This is a genomic window from Neoaquamicrobium sediminum (assembly GCF_040970315.1).
GTDB classification, from domain to species: Bacteria; Pseudomonadota; Alphaproteobacteria; order Rhizobiales; family Rhizobiaceae; genus Aerobium; species Aerobium sediminum.
In genome coordinates, this window is record NZ_JAZHFV010000002.1 from 686,698 (window position 1) to 702,621 (window position 15,924).

The window sequence follows — 15,924 nt, forward strand, 5'->3', positions numbered from 1 at the left end:
GCTGGAACATTCGCACCTAAGAGCTCTCCAGCTTTAGCCTGCTTTCTAAACTTTCTTTGCGAGCAGTGGGCTGTTGTCACCCCACCCCGACCAGGGCGCAATGGACCCCGAGCCCGATGGTGTGCACGTCTTGGGAAAACTGCGTTCGATATCTGGCTGAAAAACCGTACTCTTAGCTCAGCCAGCTTCGTTCCGGTCGTCACACCCATAAGTCTTGGATTTCGTGTCCGGATCAATGGCGGTCCCATTTACGTGTAACCACGGAACCTGCCGCTCTCACTGCCGTTGGTAGTGCTTATCCCCACAACGCACTCCGAGGGCACGATCATGGCCGACAAGACACCCGCCCCCCGCACGACAACCGATGCAGGCATCCCGGCCCAGAGCGACGAGCATTCGCTCACGCTGGGGCGAGACGGCCCGATCGTGCTTAACGATCACTACCTGATCGAGCAGATGGCGAATTTCAATCGCGAGCGGATCCCTGAACGGCAGCCTCATGCCAAAGGAAGTGGAGCTTTCGGCCATTTCGAGGTGACGAAGGACGTCAGCAAATTCACCAAGGCAAAATTCCTCCAGCCTGGTGCAAAAGTGGAGACCGCGGTTCGTTTCTCCACCGTGGCCGGAGAGCGCGGCAGTCCCGACACATGGCGAGATCCGCGTGGGTTCTCAGTGAAGTTCTATACCGAAGACGGTAACTTTGACATGGTCGGCAACAACACGCCGATCTTTTTTATCCGCGACCCGATGAAGTTCCAGCATTTCATCCGCAGCCAGAAGCGCCGGGCCGACAATGGACTGCGCGATCATGACATGCAGTGGGACTTCTGGACGCTCAGCCCCGAAAGCGCACACCAAGTCACGTATCTTATGGGCGATCGCGGCGTTCCGAAGAACTGGCGAGAAATGAACGGCTACGGCAGCCACACCTACATGCTAGTAAGCGCAACGGGCGAAAAGTTTTGGGTCAAGTGGCACTTCCACACCGATCTGGGCGACGGCAACGCGCACCTGACGCAGGACGAGGCTGACAAAATGGCCGGGCAGGACGGCGACTATCACCGTCGCGACCTGTTTGATCACATCGCCCGGGGCGAATTCCCAAGCTGGACGCTGAAGTTCCAGGTGATGCCGTTCGAAGACGCCAAGACCTATCGGATCAACCCATTCGACCTCACCAAGACATGGCCGCATGCAGATTATCCGCTGATGGAGGTTGGCAAGCTAGCCCTCGATACGAACCCGGTAGATTGGGACACCCAAATCGAGCAGTTGGCGTTCGAGCCCAACAACATGGTGCCCGGTATCGGCCTGAGCCCGGACAAGATGCTTCTAGCGCGCGGGTTTTCGTATGCGGACGCGCATCGCGCTCGGCTGGGGGTCAATTACAAGCAGATTCCCGTCAATCAGGCTAAAGCGGCGGAGGTGCATTCCTATTCGCGCGCAGGACGGGGGCGGACGGTCAACGCGGTTGATCCGGTCTATGCTCCCAACTCCTACGGCGGCCCCGGAGCACAGCCGGAAACAGGGGGAGAAGCGACCTGGATGGCCGATGGCGACATGGTCCGCGCTGCTTACACCTTGCGCGCGGGAGATGACGATTGGAGCCAGCCCGGCGCACTCGTACGCGAGGTCATGGATGATCCGCAACGCGAACGATTTGTCAAAAATGTCTCCGGGCATCTCGCCGACGGGGTCAGCGAGCCTATCCTGGAGCGCGCGTTTGCTTATTGGCGCAATGTCGACAGAGATATTGGTGACCGGATCGAAAAGGCTACCCGCGATGTACTCGGCGGCAAGTCGCAGTCTCCGGGGATGGCGAGCGCCGCATCGATTTCCGGCTACCATGGCGTTCCCGCGACGTCGTCGATTGCCAAAGGTGAAGGGCAAAAGAACGCCTTGATTGACCAGCGTGAAGTAGCAGGCTCAAAATAGCTGCCACGTCGTTTGATCCTTAATTTTGCTTGTCCAGGTTTGACCGCCGGAAGCGGTCGGATGGTACACCACCCCAGGTCACGCGGTTCACCGCGCAACGATGCCCTTAGCTCCGTGCAATGCGCACAACGATCCTCATCCTTCTTAGGTGCGACCCTGAGCTTGTCGAAGGGAAGCCTCGAAGGAAGCACCACTCTTCTCGGGGCCGGAACCCATTGAGCAGCACGGCCAGGACGACGGCGGAAAGCTGAGCGCTATCCGCTGAAGGCGAGACGGCGCGTGAGCGTGTATATGCTGGAAATCCCGCGACTGCAGGTCGTCGGACGTCTGGCGACCTCGCGGAGCGCCAATGAGAAGGCGAGTGAAACTGGGCGCGAGCGAAGACCTACGCCCCCGAACGCTCCATGCCGAGGCGGGCGATGCGGCGGAGGTCGTCGATGGGGTTGAGGCCGCCATTGCGTTCGTAGTGCCAGAAGGTCCAGCCGTTGCAGGCATCGAGCCCTTGTACGGCCGCGCCCACCTTATGGATCGAGCCGGAGACTGCGTCGCTGGTCAGCGTGCCGTCGGCGCGCACGCGCGCACTCCAGCGCCGCTTGGCGTCGTAGAGCGTCGCGCCCGGCTTCATGAGACCGCTGTCCAGCAGGCTGACGAAGGCGACGCGCGGCTCGGCGCGCTTGCTGGTCATCACCGAAAGCTCGGCCTCGCCCAGCGGGCGCACGGCGGAGATGCGGTCGAGCGCAGCGTCGATATAGGCCTGCTCGCGCTCGACGCCGACGAAATGCCGGCCAAGCCGCTTAGCAACCGCGCCGGTGGTGCCGGAGCCGAAGAACGGGTCAAGCACCACGTCGCCGGGCTTCGAGGAGGATAGCAGCACCCGCGCCAGCAGCGCTTCCGGCTTCTGGGTCGGATGAACCTTGGCGCCGTTCTCGTCCTTCAGGCGTTCCGCCCCGGTGCAGATCGGAAATAGCCAGTCGGAGCGCATCTGCACGTCGTCATTGGCCGCTTTCATGGCTTCGTAGTTGAAGGTGTAGCTCTTCGCCTTGGCGTCGCGTGAGGCCCAGATCATCGTCTCGTGGGCATTCTGGAAGCGGCGGCCGCGGAAGTTCGGCATCGGGTTGGTCTTGCGCCACACCACGTCGTTGAGGATCCAGAAGCCCAGGTCCTGCATCGTCGCGCCGACGCGGAAGATGTTGTGATAGGAACCGATCACCCAGATCGTGCCGTTGGGCTTGAGAACCCGCCGCGCTGCCAGCAGCCAGGCACGGGTGAAGGCGTCGTAGGCCGCAAAGCTCTCGAACTGGTCCCAGGCATCGTCGACCGCGTCGACCTTCGACTGGTCCGGCCGATGCAGGTCGCCATCGAGCTGCAAATTGTAGGGCGGATCGGCGAAGATCACGTCGACCGATTTTTCCGGCAGCCGCTCGAGGGCAGCGACGCAGTCGCCCTTGAGGATCGTGTCGAGCCACTGGGCGGCGGGGGCGGCATGGGAGAGGTCGTCGAGGAGACGCAGGGCAGACATGGTACACCGGATACGCGGGGTTACTGTTTACTTCGCGTTATGGTTACCGCAGCGCGTAAATATTTAATGAAGCGGCGATTGAGAGGGGCAGGGCGGATTTGCCGTTTGTGCCTGCATGGTGTAAGCCCCGCGCCTTCATTGGCTGGCCGTGGAGAGCGCTGAAGGATGTCCGGTATCGATCTCGTCATTTTCGATTGCGACGGTGTGCTCGTCGATTCCGAGATCATCGCCGCGCGGGTCGAAGCGGAACTGTTGACCGCCGCCGGCTACCCGATCGAGGCCGAGGAACTCGCCCGGCTCTATTCGGGGCTCACCTTCAAGGACATCATGCTGCGCATCGAGCAGGAATCGCAGCAGCTCTTCCAGGCGAGCCTGATTGCCGAAGCCGAGGATTTGGTGGATCGCCGGCTGCGCGCCGAGGTCCGCGCCATCGACGGGGCAGCCGAAGCGGTCGCGTCGGTGACGGGCAAGCGCTGCATCTGCTCCAATTCCGGCACAGAGCGCCTGCGCGCCATGCTAACCCGCACGCATCTGCTGCCCTTTTTCGACGGTGTGGTGTTTTCGTCGCTCGACACCCCGTCGGGCAAGCCGAAGCCCGCGCCGGACGTCTTCCTCTACGGCGCGGAGAAGATGGGCGCCGATCCCGCCAGAACTTTCGTCGTCGAGGATTCTGTGCACGGTGTTGCCGGCGCGAAGGCTGCCGGCATGAGGGTGATCGGCTTCACCGGTGCCTCACACAGCCATCCCGGCCATGCCGACCTCCTGATGGAGGCGGGCGCCGAGACTGCCATCCGCCGCTGGGCCGACTTCGCGCCCATGCTGGCCGCGCTGTCGGAATGGTCGGAAGACGCCTGAGCCTAGCGTTTGGCGTTCGAGGGCTCGTCGAAGCCGACGAGGACGCGGATGTTGCGCGCCGTCGGGTTCGGCATCGAGATGCTGGCATCGCTGAACACGAACTGCGTCGCGCCTGCGATGTCCGTGACGTTGACCTGATGGGTCTTCACGTCCGACTGAACCTGCTCGGTGTCGCGGAAAACCGTGACGCGCAGCGGCAGGTTGACCTGACCGGCGCTGCCCTGAGGGCCGGGGACCACACGGCCCGCCACGGCGATCGTCATGTTCATGATGCCGTTCTGATAGGTGCAGCTTCGCGTGGTGTCGCTGATCGACGCCTGATAGATCACGGCAGAGGGATCGTCAGCAGCGTTGCGCTGGTACGTCGTGTGGACCGCGCCGTCGCTGCGGAGCGCAACCGACGGGCAGTAGGCCAGAAGCTCCTGCTGTGTAACCCGCGTGTCGGGCGCCGCTGGCTGGGCGTTGCCGCCGCCCCCGAGGTTGAGCGCGCCGAGAGTGTCGCCGGACTGGCATCCGGAGACGGCGAGTATAAAGCCTGCAGCGGCGATACCCGCCAGCTTTCTGCGTTCAAACAAACTGACAGCCATAAACTGCACTTCCCTCATGCAAAGCTGGCGTTCTATACCAACGCCGCAATGAAAATGCGACCATTGGATTGCGGTTTTTCCGTAGCCGGATTCGAGGTCCCGACGATGGACGAGCAATCATGCGTTATGTGAGCACCAGGGGCAGCGCGCCCGATCTCGGTTTCCGCGACGTTCTGCTGGCCGGGCTCGCCCGGGACGGCGGCCTCTACGTGCCGGCCGAATGGCCGAAGTTCAGCGAGGCCGAGATCCGCGCCATGCGCGGGCTGGCCTATCCGGAACTGGCGTTGCGGCTGCTCACCCCGTTTGTCGGCGGCGAGATCGACGAGGCGACGTTCGCCCGCATCGTCCGGGAAGCTTACGCCACCTTCCGCCACGAAGCCGTCTGCCCGATCGTCCAGACCGGGCCTAACGAATTCGTGCTGGAACTCTTCCACGGCCCTACGCTGGCCTTCAAGGACGTCGCCATGCAGCTTCTGGCCCGCCTGATGGATCACGTCCTGGCGGAGCGCGGCGAGCGGGCAACCATTGCCGGCGCGACGTCGGGCGACACGGGTGGCGCGGCCATCGATGCTTTTGCCGGCCGCGACCGCACCGACATCTTCATCCTGTTCCCGCATGGCAAGGTCTCGCCAGTGCAGCAGCGGCAGATGACGACGTCGACGGCGGCCAACGTGCACGCGATCGCGGTCGAAGGCAATTTCGACGATTGCCAGGACCTCGTGAAGGGCATGTTCAACCACCATGCCTTCCGCGACAGGGTGCGGCTGTCCGGTGTGAACTCGATCAACTGGGCGCGCATCATGGCCCAGATCGTCTATTATTTCTCGTCGGCGCTTTCACTCGGTGCGCCCGACCGGGCCGTTTCGTTCACCGTGCCGACCGGCAATTTCGGCGACATCTTCGCCGCTTATGCGGCCAAGCGCATGGGCCTGCCGATCGACCGTCTGGTCATCGCCACCAACGACAACGATATTCTGGCGCGTACGCTCGCCACCGGCACTTACGAGACACGCGGCGTGATGGAGACCACGTCGCCATCGATGGACATCCAGGTCTCGTCCAATTTCGAGCGGCTGCTGTTCGAGGCGCATGGCCGCGACGCGGACAGCGTGGTGCGGGCGACGCAGGGGCTGCGTCAGTCCGGCAGCTTCGAGATCGACAAGCCGGCGCTCGAGGCGATCCGCACCGAATTCGACGCCGGCCGCTCGTCAATGGCCGAGACTGCCGACACGATCCGCGACGTGCTTGCGAAATCCGGCTACCTCATTGATCCCCACACGGCCACGGCCGTGAAGGTCGCGCGCGAGAAGGCGGATCCGACAACGCCGATGGTCGTGCTTTCCACAGCCCATCCGGCAAAGTTCCCGACGGCCGTCGAGGCCGCATGCGGCGTGTCTCCGGCTCTGCCGGTATGGCTCGGCGACCTGATGGAACGGCCCGAGAAATTTGCGGTGCTTCCATCCGATCCGAAAATGTTGGAAGATCATCTCAGCCGCCTGTCCAGAGCGGACCGCGAGAGTTCAGGGAGTTAAGCCTATATGGGTGTTGAGGTAAGCCGTCTGTCGAACGGCCTGACGGTCGCCACCGAAACCCTTCCCCACATCGAGTCCGTTGCCCTTGGCGTCTGGGTCAAATCCGGCGCCCGCAACGAACGCGACGACGAGCACGGCCTGGCGCATCTGCTGGAACATATGGCCTTCAAGGGCACTGGCGGCAGAAGCGCGTGGAGGATCGCCTCCGAGATCGAGGATGTGGGCGGGGAGATCAACGCGGCGACAAGCGTCGAGACCACCTCCTTCTTTGCGCGGGTGCTCAAGGACGACGTTCCGCTCGCAGTGGACATCCTCGCTGACATCCTGACTGACTCAAAGTTCGACCCGCAGGAACTCGAGCGCGAACAGCACGTGATCCTTCAGGAGATCGGTGCCGCGCACGACACGCCCGACGACATCGTGTTCGACCGCTTCACCGAAACGGCCTTTCGCGATCAGACGCTCGGACGCTCCATTCTCGGAACGCCGGAAACGGTGAAATCCTTCACTTCGGAGCAACTGCATAAATTCATCGAGCGGCAGTATGGGGCAGACCGCATGGTGGTGGTCGCCGCCGGCGGCGTGACCCATGACGAGTTCGTCCGTGAGGTGGAGAAGCGTCTCGGCGGGTTCCGCGCCAACGCCAAGATCGAGGAGCCTCGCCAGGCGATCTATACCGGCGGCGACTATCGCGAAAGCCGCGACCTTATGGACGCACAGATCGTGCTCGGTTTCGAGGGGCGGGCCTATCATGTGCGCGATTTCTACGCCTCGCAGGTGCTTTCCATGATCCTCGGCGGGGGCATGTCGTCCCGGCTTTTCCAGGAAGTGCGGGAGAAGCGCGGGCTCTGCTATTCCGTCTACGCGTTTCATTGGGGCTTTTCGGACACCGGCGTTTTCGGCGTCCATGCCGCCACGGGGCGCAGCGACATCGCCGAACTCGTCCCCGTGCTGATCGAGGAACTCCAGCGCGCCGGCAAGGACATCAGTCAGGAGGAGCTTAACCGTGCGCGGGCCCAATATCGTGCGGGGCTCATGATGTCTCGCGAGAGTGCTGCGAGCCGCGCAGGGCAGATCGCGCGCCAGCTTCTGCTGTTTGGGCGTCCGATCGATACCGACGAACTGGTTGACCGCCTTTCGAAGCTGACGATTGAACGCCTGACCGACTTGTCATCGCGGCTGTTCTCCACCAGACCGACGATTGCCGCTGTCGGTCCGGTCGGCATGTTGCCCACCTTCGAGACCGTCAACGACAGCCTAATGGGCATTGCGCCGGCCGCGCGCAAGCTCGCCGTCTGATTTCCAGCATCAATGCTGGCGCTTCCGTTCTTCAGCCGTCCGAAGCTGACGCTCAAGGGCACGCGTGTTACGCTGCGCTTGCCCGCACCATCCGACTACCACGAATGGGCGGCGTTGAGGCACGAGAGCCGCGCCTTCCTGGAACCGTGGGAGCCGCGCTGGGCGCGTGACGAACTGGAGCGCGCAGGCTGGCGCCACCGCATCCGCCGCTACCGAGAGGAATTTGCGGCGGGCACTGCCATTGCGTTCCTGATTTTCGAGAACGAGACTGATCGGCTCATCGGCGGCGTCACCATCGGCAATATCCGCTACGGCGTCTCGCAATCGGCACAGATTGGGTACTGGATGGGCGAGCGTTACGCCGGCAAGGGGTACATGCAGGATGCCATCCGCGCTCTGATTTCCCATGCGTTCGGCGCGATGAGGTTGCACCGTATCGAGGCCGCCTGTATTCCAGAAAACGCACGTTCGATCCGCGTGCTTGAAAAAGCCGGATTCACGCGTGAAGGACTGTTGCGTTCATACCTGCGCATCAACGGGGTCTGGCAGGATCACTACATATACGCCCTGATCGCGGACGAGCGTCGGGACGCTGAAACAAAAGGCTGAACGTTTGAGATCGACAGTGCGAACGGGGCAACGGCTCGCATGCGCCTTTCTGGCGCTGGTATTTGCGATGCTGGCATTTCCCGCTTCCGCGATCGAGCCGATCAAGATTTCGCGTGAGGATGTCGCGCTCGACCTGTCGCGCGCCGTCGAGATCTACCGCGATCAGGGCGAGAATTTTCAGGTATCGACGGCTCCCGGCGTCGATGGAATCGTGCGGCGCATCGAGGTCGAAGCGCTGGACGAGCGCTCGAGCGGCGACTGGGCGGTCTTCGCCCTCGCCAACACGACTGACGAGCAGCTCGACCGGCTGATCGTCGCGCCGCATTTCAGGCTGGTTGGATCGGGTCTGGTCTGGCCCGATCTCGGTTCGAACCGCATCGCCGCGATCACGCCGAGCGAGGGCTTCGCGCTCGACCGCCAGGCCAGCCGCGACGCGGACGTTTTTCTCGTCACCCTCAATCCCGGATCGGTCGTCACCTTCATCGCTGAACTCTCGTCCCCGCGGCTTCCGCAGGTCTATCTCTGGGAGCCGGAAGCCTACAAGGACACCACCAACTCCTACACGCTGTTCCGTGGCATCGTGATCGGCATCGCCGGTCTTCTGGCCTTGTTTCTCACCATCCTTTTCGTGGTCAAGGGCACGTCGATGTTCCCGGCCACGGCGGCGCTTTCGTGGGCGGTGCTGGCATATATCTGCATCGACTTCGGCTTCCTCAATCAGGTGTTGGACATTACAGCCGGCAATGAGCAGCTATGGCGCGCAGGCACCGAGGTAGCGCTGGCGGCCACCTTCGTGGTCTTCCTGTTCACCTATCTGAACTTGAATCGCTGGCATTTGCATTTCAGCTACGGCGCTGTCGCGTGGATAATGGCGCTTCTGGCTCTCGCCGGCGTGGCGCTCTTCGACGCGTCGATTGCTGCCGGGGTGGCGCGTTTCTCTTTCGCGCTGACGGCGGTCGCCGGTATCGGCCTCATCGCCTATCTGTCGTTCCAGGGCTATGATCGCGCGATCATGCTGGTGCCGAGCTGGCTGATGATCCTTGCATGGCTTGTCGGCTCGTGGATGGCTGTGACGGGCGTGCTGGACAACGACATCGTCCAACCCGCGCTGGGTGGCGGTCTCATCCTGATCATTCTGCTGATCGGCTTCACGGTCATGCAGCACGCCTTTGCGGGCGGTGCCCTGCATCAGGGGCTTTTCAGCGACATGGAGCGGCAGGCGCTGGCCGTGACCGGGGCCGGCGACATCGTCTGGGACTGGGATGTGCTGCGCGACCGCGTGGTGACGAAACCCGACGTCAGCAAGCAGCTCGGTCTTGCGCCTGGAACCCTCCATGGAGCCGCCCGCAACTGGCTGCCGGCGCTGCATGTCGATGATCGCGATACGTTCCGTACGACGCTTGATGTGATACTCGAACATCGCCGCGGCCGCGTCTCGCAATCCTTCCGGCTGCGCGGCGCCGACGGCCATTATCATTGGTTCACGCTGCGCGCCCGCCCGGTCATCGGCTCCGACGGCGAGGTCATCCGTTGCGTCGGCACGCTCGTCGACGTGACCGAGCAGAAGAAGGCGGAAGAGCGCCTCCTACACGATGCCGTTCACGACAACCTGACCGGACTGCCGAGCCGCGAACTGTTTCTCAACCGGCTGGAAGCGGTGATCTCCATCGCGCGAACCGAGGAGAGTGTTCGCCCCACGGTGATGGTCATCGACATCGACCGCTTCAAGCAGGTCAATGACGGGCTTGGCATCTCGGCCGGCGATACGATCCTGCTGACGATTGCGAGACGTCTGCACAGGCTTCTCAAGCCACGCGATTCGCTCTCCCGCTTCGGCGGCGACCAGTTCGCGCTGATGCTGCTTTCCGAACAGGACCCGGCGCGTATCGCGGGCGTCGCGGATGCGGTGAAACAGGCGATCAATGCGCCGATCACGTTTGCCAAGCGCGAGATCGTGCTGGCCGCTTCCATCGGCCTCGTTTCGTGGAATTCCTCGCAGGCCGGCGCCGAGGACATGGTCAAGGACGCCGAACTGGCCATGCATCAGGCCAAGCGCTTCGGCGGCGACCGCATCGAGCCGTTCCGGCCGGCGTTCCGCTCCGTCGGCACGGACCGGCTGCAGCTTGAATCGGACCTTCGGCGCGCGGTCGAGCGCTCGGAGCTGAGACTTGCCTACCAGCCGATCGTGCGGTTGGAAGACCGATCGATCGCCGGCTTCGAGGCGTTGCTGCGCTGGGAGCATCCACGGCGCGGATCGATTCCACCGTCCGATTTCATTCCAGTGGCCGAAAGCTGCGGGCTGATCGTGCAACTTGGCCTGTTCGCGATGCAGCAGGCGGCGGACGATCTCGCTTCGTGGCAGAAACAGGTTGGCGACGTGCCGCTTTCAGTCTCGGTGAATCTGTCGAGCCGCCAACTCATCCGCCGGGATCTCGTAAGCGACGTGCGGTCCATCGTGGCGCGAGCCAATCTCAAGCCGCGCTGCTTTCGGCTGGAACTGACCGAGTCGCTCGTGATGGACAATCCGGAGCAGTCGGCCCACATCCTGGCCAAGCTCAAGCAGTTGGGCATCGGCCTTTCGCTCGACGATTTCGGCACCGGCTATTCGTCGCTCGCCTACCTCACCCGCTTTCCGTTCGACACGATCAAGATCGACAAGAGCTTCGTCGACGATGCTAGCCCAAAGCGGGCAGTGCTGCTGCGGTCGATGGTCAATATGGCGCATGAACTCGGCCTGTCGGTCGTTGCAGAGGGCGTTGCTGACGAAAACGATGCGCTGGAGCTTCGCCAGATGGGTTGCGAATACGTGCAGAGCTATATGTTCGGCCCGCCCATGCAGGCCGACGCGGCGGTCAAGCTGCTGAAGGAGCAGTTCCCGCTGGTGCAGGCCTGATACGCCAGCGCCCGCACGGAGAATACTGCCGATATGCCTGCGTTTCGATCAGGCGTGGCCGGCGTCGATGCTCAGATGCGCGGGGTTGATGCCGAGCGAGGCGAGAATCCGATCGTATTTGCGGTCGAGATCGGGATCGAACAGCAGGTCCATGCTGGCAGGGCAGGTGAGCCAGCCATTCTCGGCGATCTCGTGCTCCAGCTGTCCGGCACCCCATCCCGAATAACCCAGCGCCATCAGCGCGTGGCGGGGCCCGCTGCCCGCCGAGATGGCGCGCAGGATATCGACGGTCGCCGTCAGGCAGATCTCATCCGACACCGGCATCGAGGATTCGACCATGTAGTCGTCGCTGTGAAGAACGAAGCCGCGGCTTCGGTCGACGGGTCCACCATGACGGATGACAAGATCACGCGCCTGCGGCGGCAGGCGGATCGCCTGCTTCTCGTCGAGCACGCCAAGCTGCACCAGAAGGTCCGGGAACAGCATTTCCTGAACCTGATTGATGATCAGGCCCATCGCGCCTTCCTCGCTGTGCGCGCAGATGTAGATAACCGAGCGCGCGAAGCGCTCGTCCTTCATGCCCGGCATGGCGATGAGGAACTGGTCGTCTAGGAAGCCGGCCCGCGCCGACGTCTTTGAACCCGGAATATCCATGATGGAAGGCTAGCCTGTTTCCTTGCCGCTTGAAAGACGTCGCGAGCCCGCAATCGGGCTGCGGCTTTTCGCTCACACAATTATGATGATGAGCATATCGCCGCCGATTGCGAAACAGACGGAACCGTACCAAGTTCCAGCCCATGAAAATCACCTGCATTTCCGCATCGCTGCTTGTCCTTGCCGTGGCCGGCGCAGGTCACGCTCAGGCTGCTTCCAGCGAATGGCATGACGTCGAGGGAGGCGCGATACGCATCGTGACCAGCGGCGCGCCCGATGCCAGCGGGCAGGTGCGCGGCGCTCTGGAGATCAGGCTCGATCGTGGCTGGAAAACCTACTGGCGCGATCCTGGCGAGTCGGGTGTGCCTCCGACGGTCGCGATCCTGGCTGACGGGAAGGAGACGCCGGTCCAGATAGACTACCCGGCGCCCAAGCGGTTCGATGACGGTTATTCCATCTGGGCCGGCTACGACAAATCGGTTTCGCTCGGGCTCACATTCACGCTGCCCGACGATACGGAACACGAACAGGTAGAGGCGGATGTCTTTCTCGGCGTCTGCGAAAGCATCTGCGTGCCGGTGCAGGCGCGGCTGACCCTTGACCCGAATGCCAACGCTCATGCCGGAGATGACATAACCGCCGTCGCTGCGGCATTTGCCGCGATGCCGGGGCCGGCACGAGCGGGATTTGAGGCCAGAGCGGTCGATATGTCGGGTGATCGGATGCAGGTCGAGGCAAAGTTGCCAGAGAATGTGAAACCGCTGGAACTTTTCGTGGCCGGAACCGAAACGCTGGTGCTGGGCACGGCCGAGCTAGATGTTGCATCACGCACTTTCAGTATAGCCGTCCACGATCGCGACGAGGCTGGCGGCGACAAACAGCTTGCCTACACGCTGATCACCAGCGCGGGCGCGGTCAGCGGAACCCTCGATCTGCCGTGACCTGTTGCGTTCGCGCTGGGCAAAGGCTAACCGTTTCGTCCCACCAACAACCAATCTCCCGCTCTGCCTGAGGTAAACACGATGACGATCGCCGTTGGACAGAAACTGCCCGATGTCAGCTTGAAGACGATGACCGAAGACGGGATGAAAGACCTGAACACGGCGGATATCTTCGCCGGCAAGAAGGTCGTCCTGTTCGGCGTGCCGGGCGCGTTCACGCCGACCTGCTCCAACAACCATCTGCCCGGCTATCTCGAGAATTACGATGCGATCCTGGCGCGCGGCGTCGACACTATCGCCGTCGTAGCCGTCAACGACGCCTTCGTGATGTCGGCCTGGGCCCGCTTCACCGGCGGCGAGGGCAAGCTGCTCTATCTGGCAGACGGCAGCGGTGACTTCGCCAAGGCGACCGGGCTCGATCTCGACATGTCCGCACGCGGCCTCGGCCTGCGTTCGGCGCGTTTCTCGATGATCGTCGAAGATGGCACGGTCACCGCGCTGAACATCGAGGATTCTCCCGGCAGCGCCGTCACGTCGGGCGCCGCGGTGATCCTGGAGCAGCTCTGACCGCTACGGCTTCGCGGCGTCGATCCTGACCTTGTCAGGGTAGAAGGCGCCGTGGCCGGCTATGGCGGTCATCTCGTCGTAGGGCTCTTCGTAAACCCACAGGACATCGGCGGCCGCCGCGCCGTGGGCGCGCACGCTCCAGTAGGTCGCATCGCCCTTGAACGGGCAGTGTGTTGTCGTCGCGCTTTTCTCGAAATGCTCGAGATAGATGTCTTCCAGGGGAAGATAGAGGACCGGCGGATAGCTGCCTTCGCGCAGCTCTAGTGCCCGTTCGGATGATGCGATCACCGTGTCGCCGAAGCGAACCGTTACCGTGCCCATGTAGGGGTCGACAACGATCCGATGGTCCGGTCGACGCTGGAAACCGGGTGCGGGGTTGGGCATGGCTTGCTCCTTCGTCGCTTCTCAAAGCTGAAGGTAGGAATGCCAGCCGGGATGTGAAGGGCTAGCCGGCTAGCTGGCGCGCAACCCTTGCGTCGAGACCCATGCCTCGCAATCGTCGAGGGCCTTTTCCAGCCGGTCGAAAAGCTCTTCCAACTCGCTCTCCGTAATGATCATCGGCGGGCACAGCGCGATGGTGTCGCCGATCCCGCGCAGGATCGCACCATGCGCCTCGCAGAACCGCGCGCATTGCGCGCCGACGCCGGACTTGGCGTCGAAGCTGCGCCTGGTCGCCTTGTCGGCTACCAGCTCCACGCCGCCGACAAGCCCGCAATAGCGTGCTTCGCCGACCAGCGGATGGTCCGCCAGTTTGCGCATGCGCTTCTCGAAAACCGGAGCAAGCTTGCGGACGTGGCCGAGTATGTCGCGCCGCTGGTAAATCTCGATAGCCTTGACCCCCAGCGCGCAGCCAAGGGGGTGGCCGCCATAGGTGAAGCCGTGGCCGAAGGTGCCGATCTTGGCCGAATGGTCCACATAGGCCTGATAGATATCCTCCGGCACCATAACGGCGCCCAGCGGCGCATAGGCGGCCGTCAGCTGCTTGGCGGCCGAGATCGTCGTCGGCTTCATGCCCAGCGTCTGGCAACCCCACCAGTTGCCGGTACGTCCGAAACCGTTGATGACCTCGTCGTCGATCAGGATGATGTCGTGCTCGTCGAGCACTTCCTGAATGGCCGGATAGTAGCCGGCCGGCGGCACGATCACGCCGCCCGCGCCCATGACGGGTTCGGCGATCATCGCCGCGATGGTGTCCGGTCCCTCGCGCTCGATGAGATCGCGCAGCGAGCCTACGATCCGCGCCACGAACTCGGCCTCGCTCTCGCCCTCCGCACCGAAGCGATAGTAGTGCGGGCAGTCGGTATGCAGCACCCGGTCAACCGGAAGGTCCCAGCCCATATGGTTATAGGGCAGGCCGGTCAGCGATGCCGACATGACGGTCACGCCATGGTAGGCTTTCATCCGCGAGATGATCTTCTTCTTGTCGGGCCTGCCGAGCGCGTTGTTCATGTACCAGGCAAGCTTCACCTGGGTGTCGTTGGCCTCCGATCCTGAGGAGGTGAAGAACACCTTGGAGATCGGCATCGGCGCGATCTCCTTCAGCTTCTCGGCGAGCTCGATCGCCGATTCCGTGCCCTTGGCACCGAACAGGTGATAGTAGGGAAGCGAACGGAGCTGCGCGGTGGCGGCCTCCACCATCTCCTCGTCGCCGAAGCCGAGGCCCGCGCACCACAGACCGGACATGCCTTCGATATAGGGCTTTCCCTGCGTGTCGTAGACGTAGACACCTTCGCCGCGCTCGATCACCAATGGCCCCATCTCACCGAGCTTGTGGATCGGCGTGTATGGATGCAGCACGGACGCAATGTCGCGTGCCTGAAGATTGGTGAGCGGGATCGGCTGGGTCATCATGGCCTCCTTGGTGGAGACCAAACCTACCTGCTAACGGATGGTCGCGTAAGGTCGCGCGGAAGCTGGTTCACATCGCCGTGGATGCTGGACCATCCCGGCGATGTTTCAGGCGGCGGTCGCCCAGCAGTCCGCGAGGCTCGCATAGGCGGCCGCAATTCGTGCAATCGGCAGGTCGCTCTCGGATGCCGGGATGACACTGGCGCTTTCCCCGCTGCATGGCAGGTCGATGATCGCGATCTCGCGGCCTTCGGCACTTTCGAGCGCGATCGCCGCCACCCAGTGGCCGACACCTTCCTTCTCGATCTTCATCTGGAACAGGAGCACGCCGCCGACGGCCTCGACCGTTTCGCGGATCGTCGTCTCGTACTGTTCCTCGCCGATCTCCTTGCGGCCGAGCTCCAGCTCGATCTCGACGGCTTCGAGCGATGCTATGACGGCGGGCGGGGGAGGGGGCTGAAGGGGCGGAGGAGTAGTTTCCGCAACTGACATATTCATGGGACGCCTCTTACGACACTGAATCCCTTACCGCCCCGCATTAACGGTTCGGTCGCAAAGATGGCGGCTTTGTGGCGAACGGTCCGAGGATGCCCGGACGACCTTGGAATCGAGGGGTTGAAGCACCCTTCCGGTTTCCCGGATTTGCCGCCGCCAACCACATGCCAGGGTGAATTTCGAAGGCGGG

Annotated in this window: 14 protein-coding genes; 8 read left to right on the forward strand and 6 right to left on the reverse strand. The window is 62.9% G+C overall.

The features are described from left to right. The first annotated feature begins 327 nt into the window (after positions 1-327). Complete coding sequence (locus V1479_RS08635) at positions 328-1,935, forward strand: catalase (protein WP_368802546.1); 1,608 nt, start codon at positions 328-330, stop codon at positions 1,933-1,935. 385 nt (positions 1,936-2,320) lie between these two features. On the opposite strand, the gene V1479_RS08640 is transcribed toward V1479_RS08635, so the two are convergent. Next, complete coding sequence (locus V1479_RS08640) at positions 2,321-3,454, reverse strand: site-specific DNA-methyltransferase (RefSeq protein ID WP_368802547.1); 1,134 nt, start codon at positions 3,452-3,454, stop codon at positions 2,321-2,323. A 165-nt stretch (positions 3,455-3,619) separates the two neighbouring features. On the opposite strand from V1479_RS08640, the gene V1479_RS08645 reads away from it, so the two are divergent. Further along, a complete protein-coding gene (locus V1479_RS08645) occupies positions 3,620-4,309 on the forward strand; it encodes an HAD family hydrolase (RefSeq protein ID WP_368802548.1) in 690 nt (229 codons plus the stop codon). Positions 4,310-4,311: 2 nt separating this feature from the next. Here the strand turns inward: V1479_RS08645 and V1479_RS08650 are convergent, their stop codons facing one another. Next, complete coding sequence (locus V1479_RS08650; RefSeq protein ID WP_368802549.1) at positions 4,312-4,896, reverse strand: hypothetical protein; 585 nt, start codon at positions 4,894-4,896, stop codon at positions 4,312-4,314. Between the two features lie 119 nt (positions 4,897-5,015). Between V1479_RS08650 and thrC the strand changes: the two genes are divergently transcribed. From thrC to V1479_RS08670, 4 genes are all read left to right on the forward strand, one after another. Beyond that, the gene (thrC, locus tag V1479_RS08655) at positions 5,016-6,428 is read left to right on the forward strand and encodes a threonine synthase (protein ID WP_368802550.1); all 1,413 of its coding nucleotides are present in this window, start codon (positions 5,016-5,018) and stop codon (positions 6,426-6,428) included. A gap of 6 nt (positions 6,429-6,434) precedes the next feature. Beyond that, the gene (locus tag V1479_RS08660) at positions 6,435-7,727 is read left to right on the forward strand and encodes a M16 family metallopeptidase (protein ID WP_368802551.1); all 1,293 of its coding nucleotides are present in this window, start codon (positions 6,435-6,437) and stop codon (positions 7,725-7,727) included. Positions 7,728-7,739: 12 nt separating this feature from the next. Then, entirely contained in the window at positions 7,740-8,336 is a 597-nt protein-coding gene (locus V1479_RS08665) for a GNAT family N-acetyltransferase (protein ID WP_368802552.1), read from the forward strand. A 67-nt stretch (positions 8,337-8,403) separates the two neighbouring features. Further along, positions 8,404-11,229 carry an EAL domain-containing protein gene (locus V1479_RS08670; protein WP_368802553.1) on the forward strand — a complete coding sequence of 942 codons (2,826 nt, stop codon included), beginning with the start codon at positions 8,404-8,406 and terminating at the stop codon, positions 11,227-11,229. A 48-nt stretch (positions 11,230-11,277) separates the two neighbouring features. On the opposite strand, the gene V1479_RS08675 is transcribed toward V1479_RS08670, so the two are convergent. Continuing rightward, a complete protein-coding gene (locus tag V1479_RS08675; protein ID WP_368802554.1) occupies positions 11,278-11,883 on the reverse strand; it encodes a YqgE/AlgH family protein in 606 nt (201 codons plus the stop codon). 143 nt (positions 11,884-12,026) lie between these two features. Between V1479_RS08675 and V1479_RS08680 the strand changes: the two genes are divergently transcribed. After that, the gene (locus V1479_RS08680) at positions 12,027-12,824 is read left to right on the forward strand and encodes a protein-disulfide reductase DsbD domain-containing protein (protein WP_368802555.1); all 798 of its coding nucleotides are present in this window, start codon (positions 12,027-12,029) and stop codon (positions 12,822-12,824) included. A gap of 81 nt (positions 12,825-12,905) precedes the next feature. Continuing rightward, on the forward strand, positions 12,906-13,391 hold the full coding sequence (locus V1479_RS08685) for a peroxiredoxin (protein ID WP_173190164.1): 486 nt from the start codon (positions 12,906-12,908) through the stop codon (positions 13,389-13,391). A gap of 3 nt (positions 13,392-13,394) precedes the next feature. On the opposite strand, the gene V1479_RS08690 is transcribed toward V1479_RS08685, so the two are convergent. From V1479_RS08690 to V1479_RS08700, 3 genes are all read right to left on the reverse strand, one after another. Continuing rightward, positions 13,395-13,775, reverse strand: coding sequence for a DUF427 domain-containing protein (locus tag V1479_RS08690; protein WP_368802556.1), 381 nt, complete (start codon positions 13,773-13,775; stop codon positions 13,395-13,397). A 69-nt stretch (positions 13,776-13,844) separates the two neighbouring features. Then, on the reverse strand, positions 13,845-15,239 hold the full coding sequence (locus tag V1479_RS08695) for an aminotransferase (protein WP_376769190.1): 1,395 nt from the start codon (positions 15,237-15,239) through the stop codon (positions 13,845-13,847). A gap of 108 nt (positions 15,240-15,347) precedes the next feature. Next, complete coding sequence (locus V1479_RS08700) at positions 15,348-15,737, reverse strand: hypothetical protein (protein ID WP_173190168.1); 390 nt, start codon at positions 15,735-15,737, stop codon at positions 15,348-15,350. Positions 15,738-15,924: the final 187 nt, after the last annotated feature.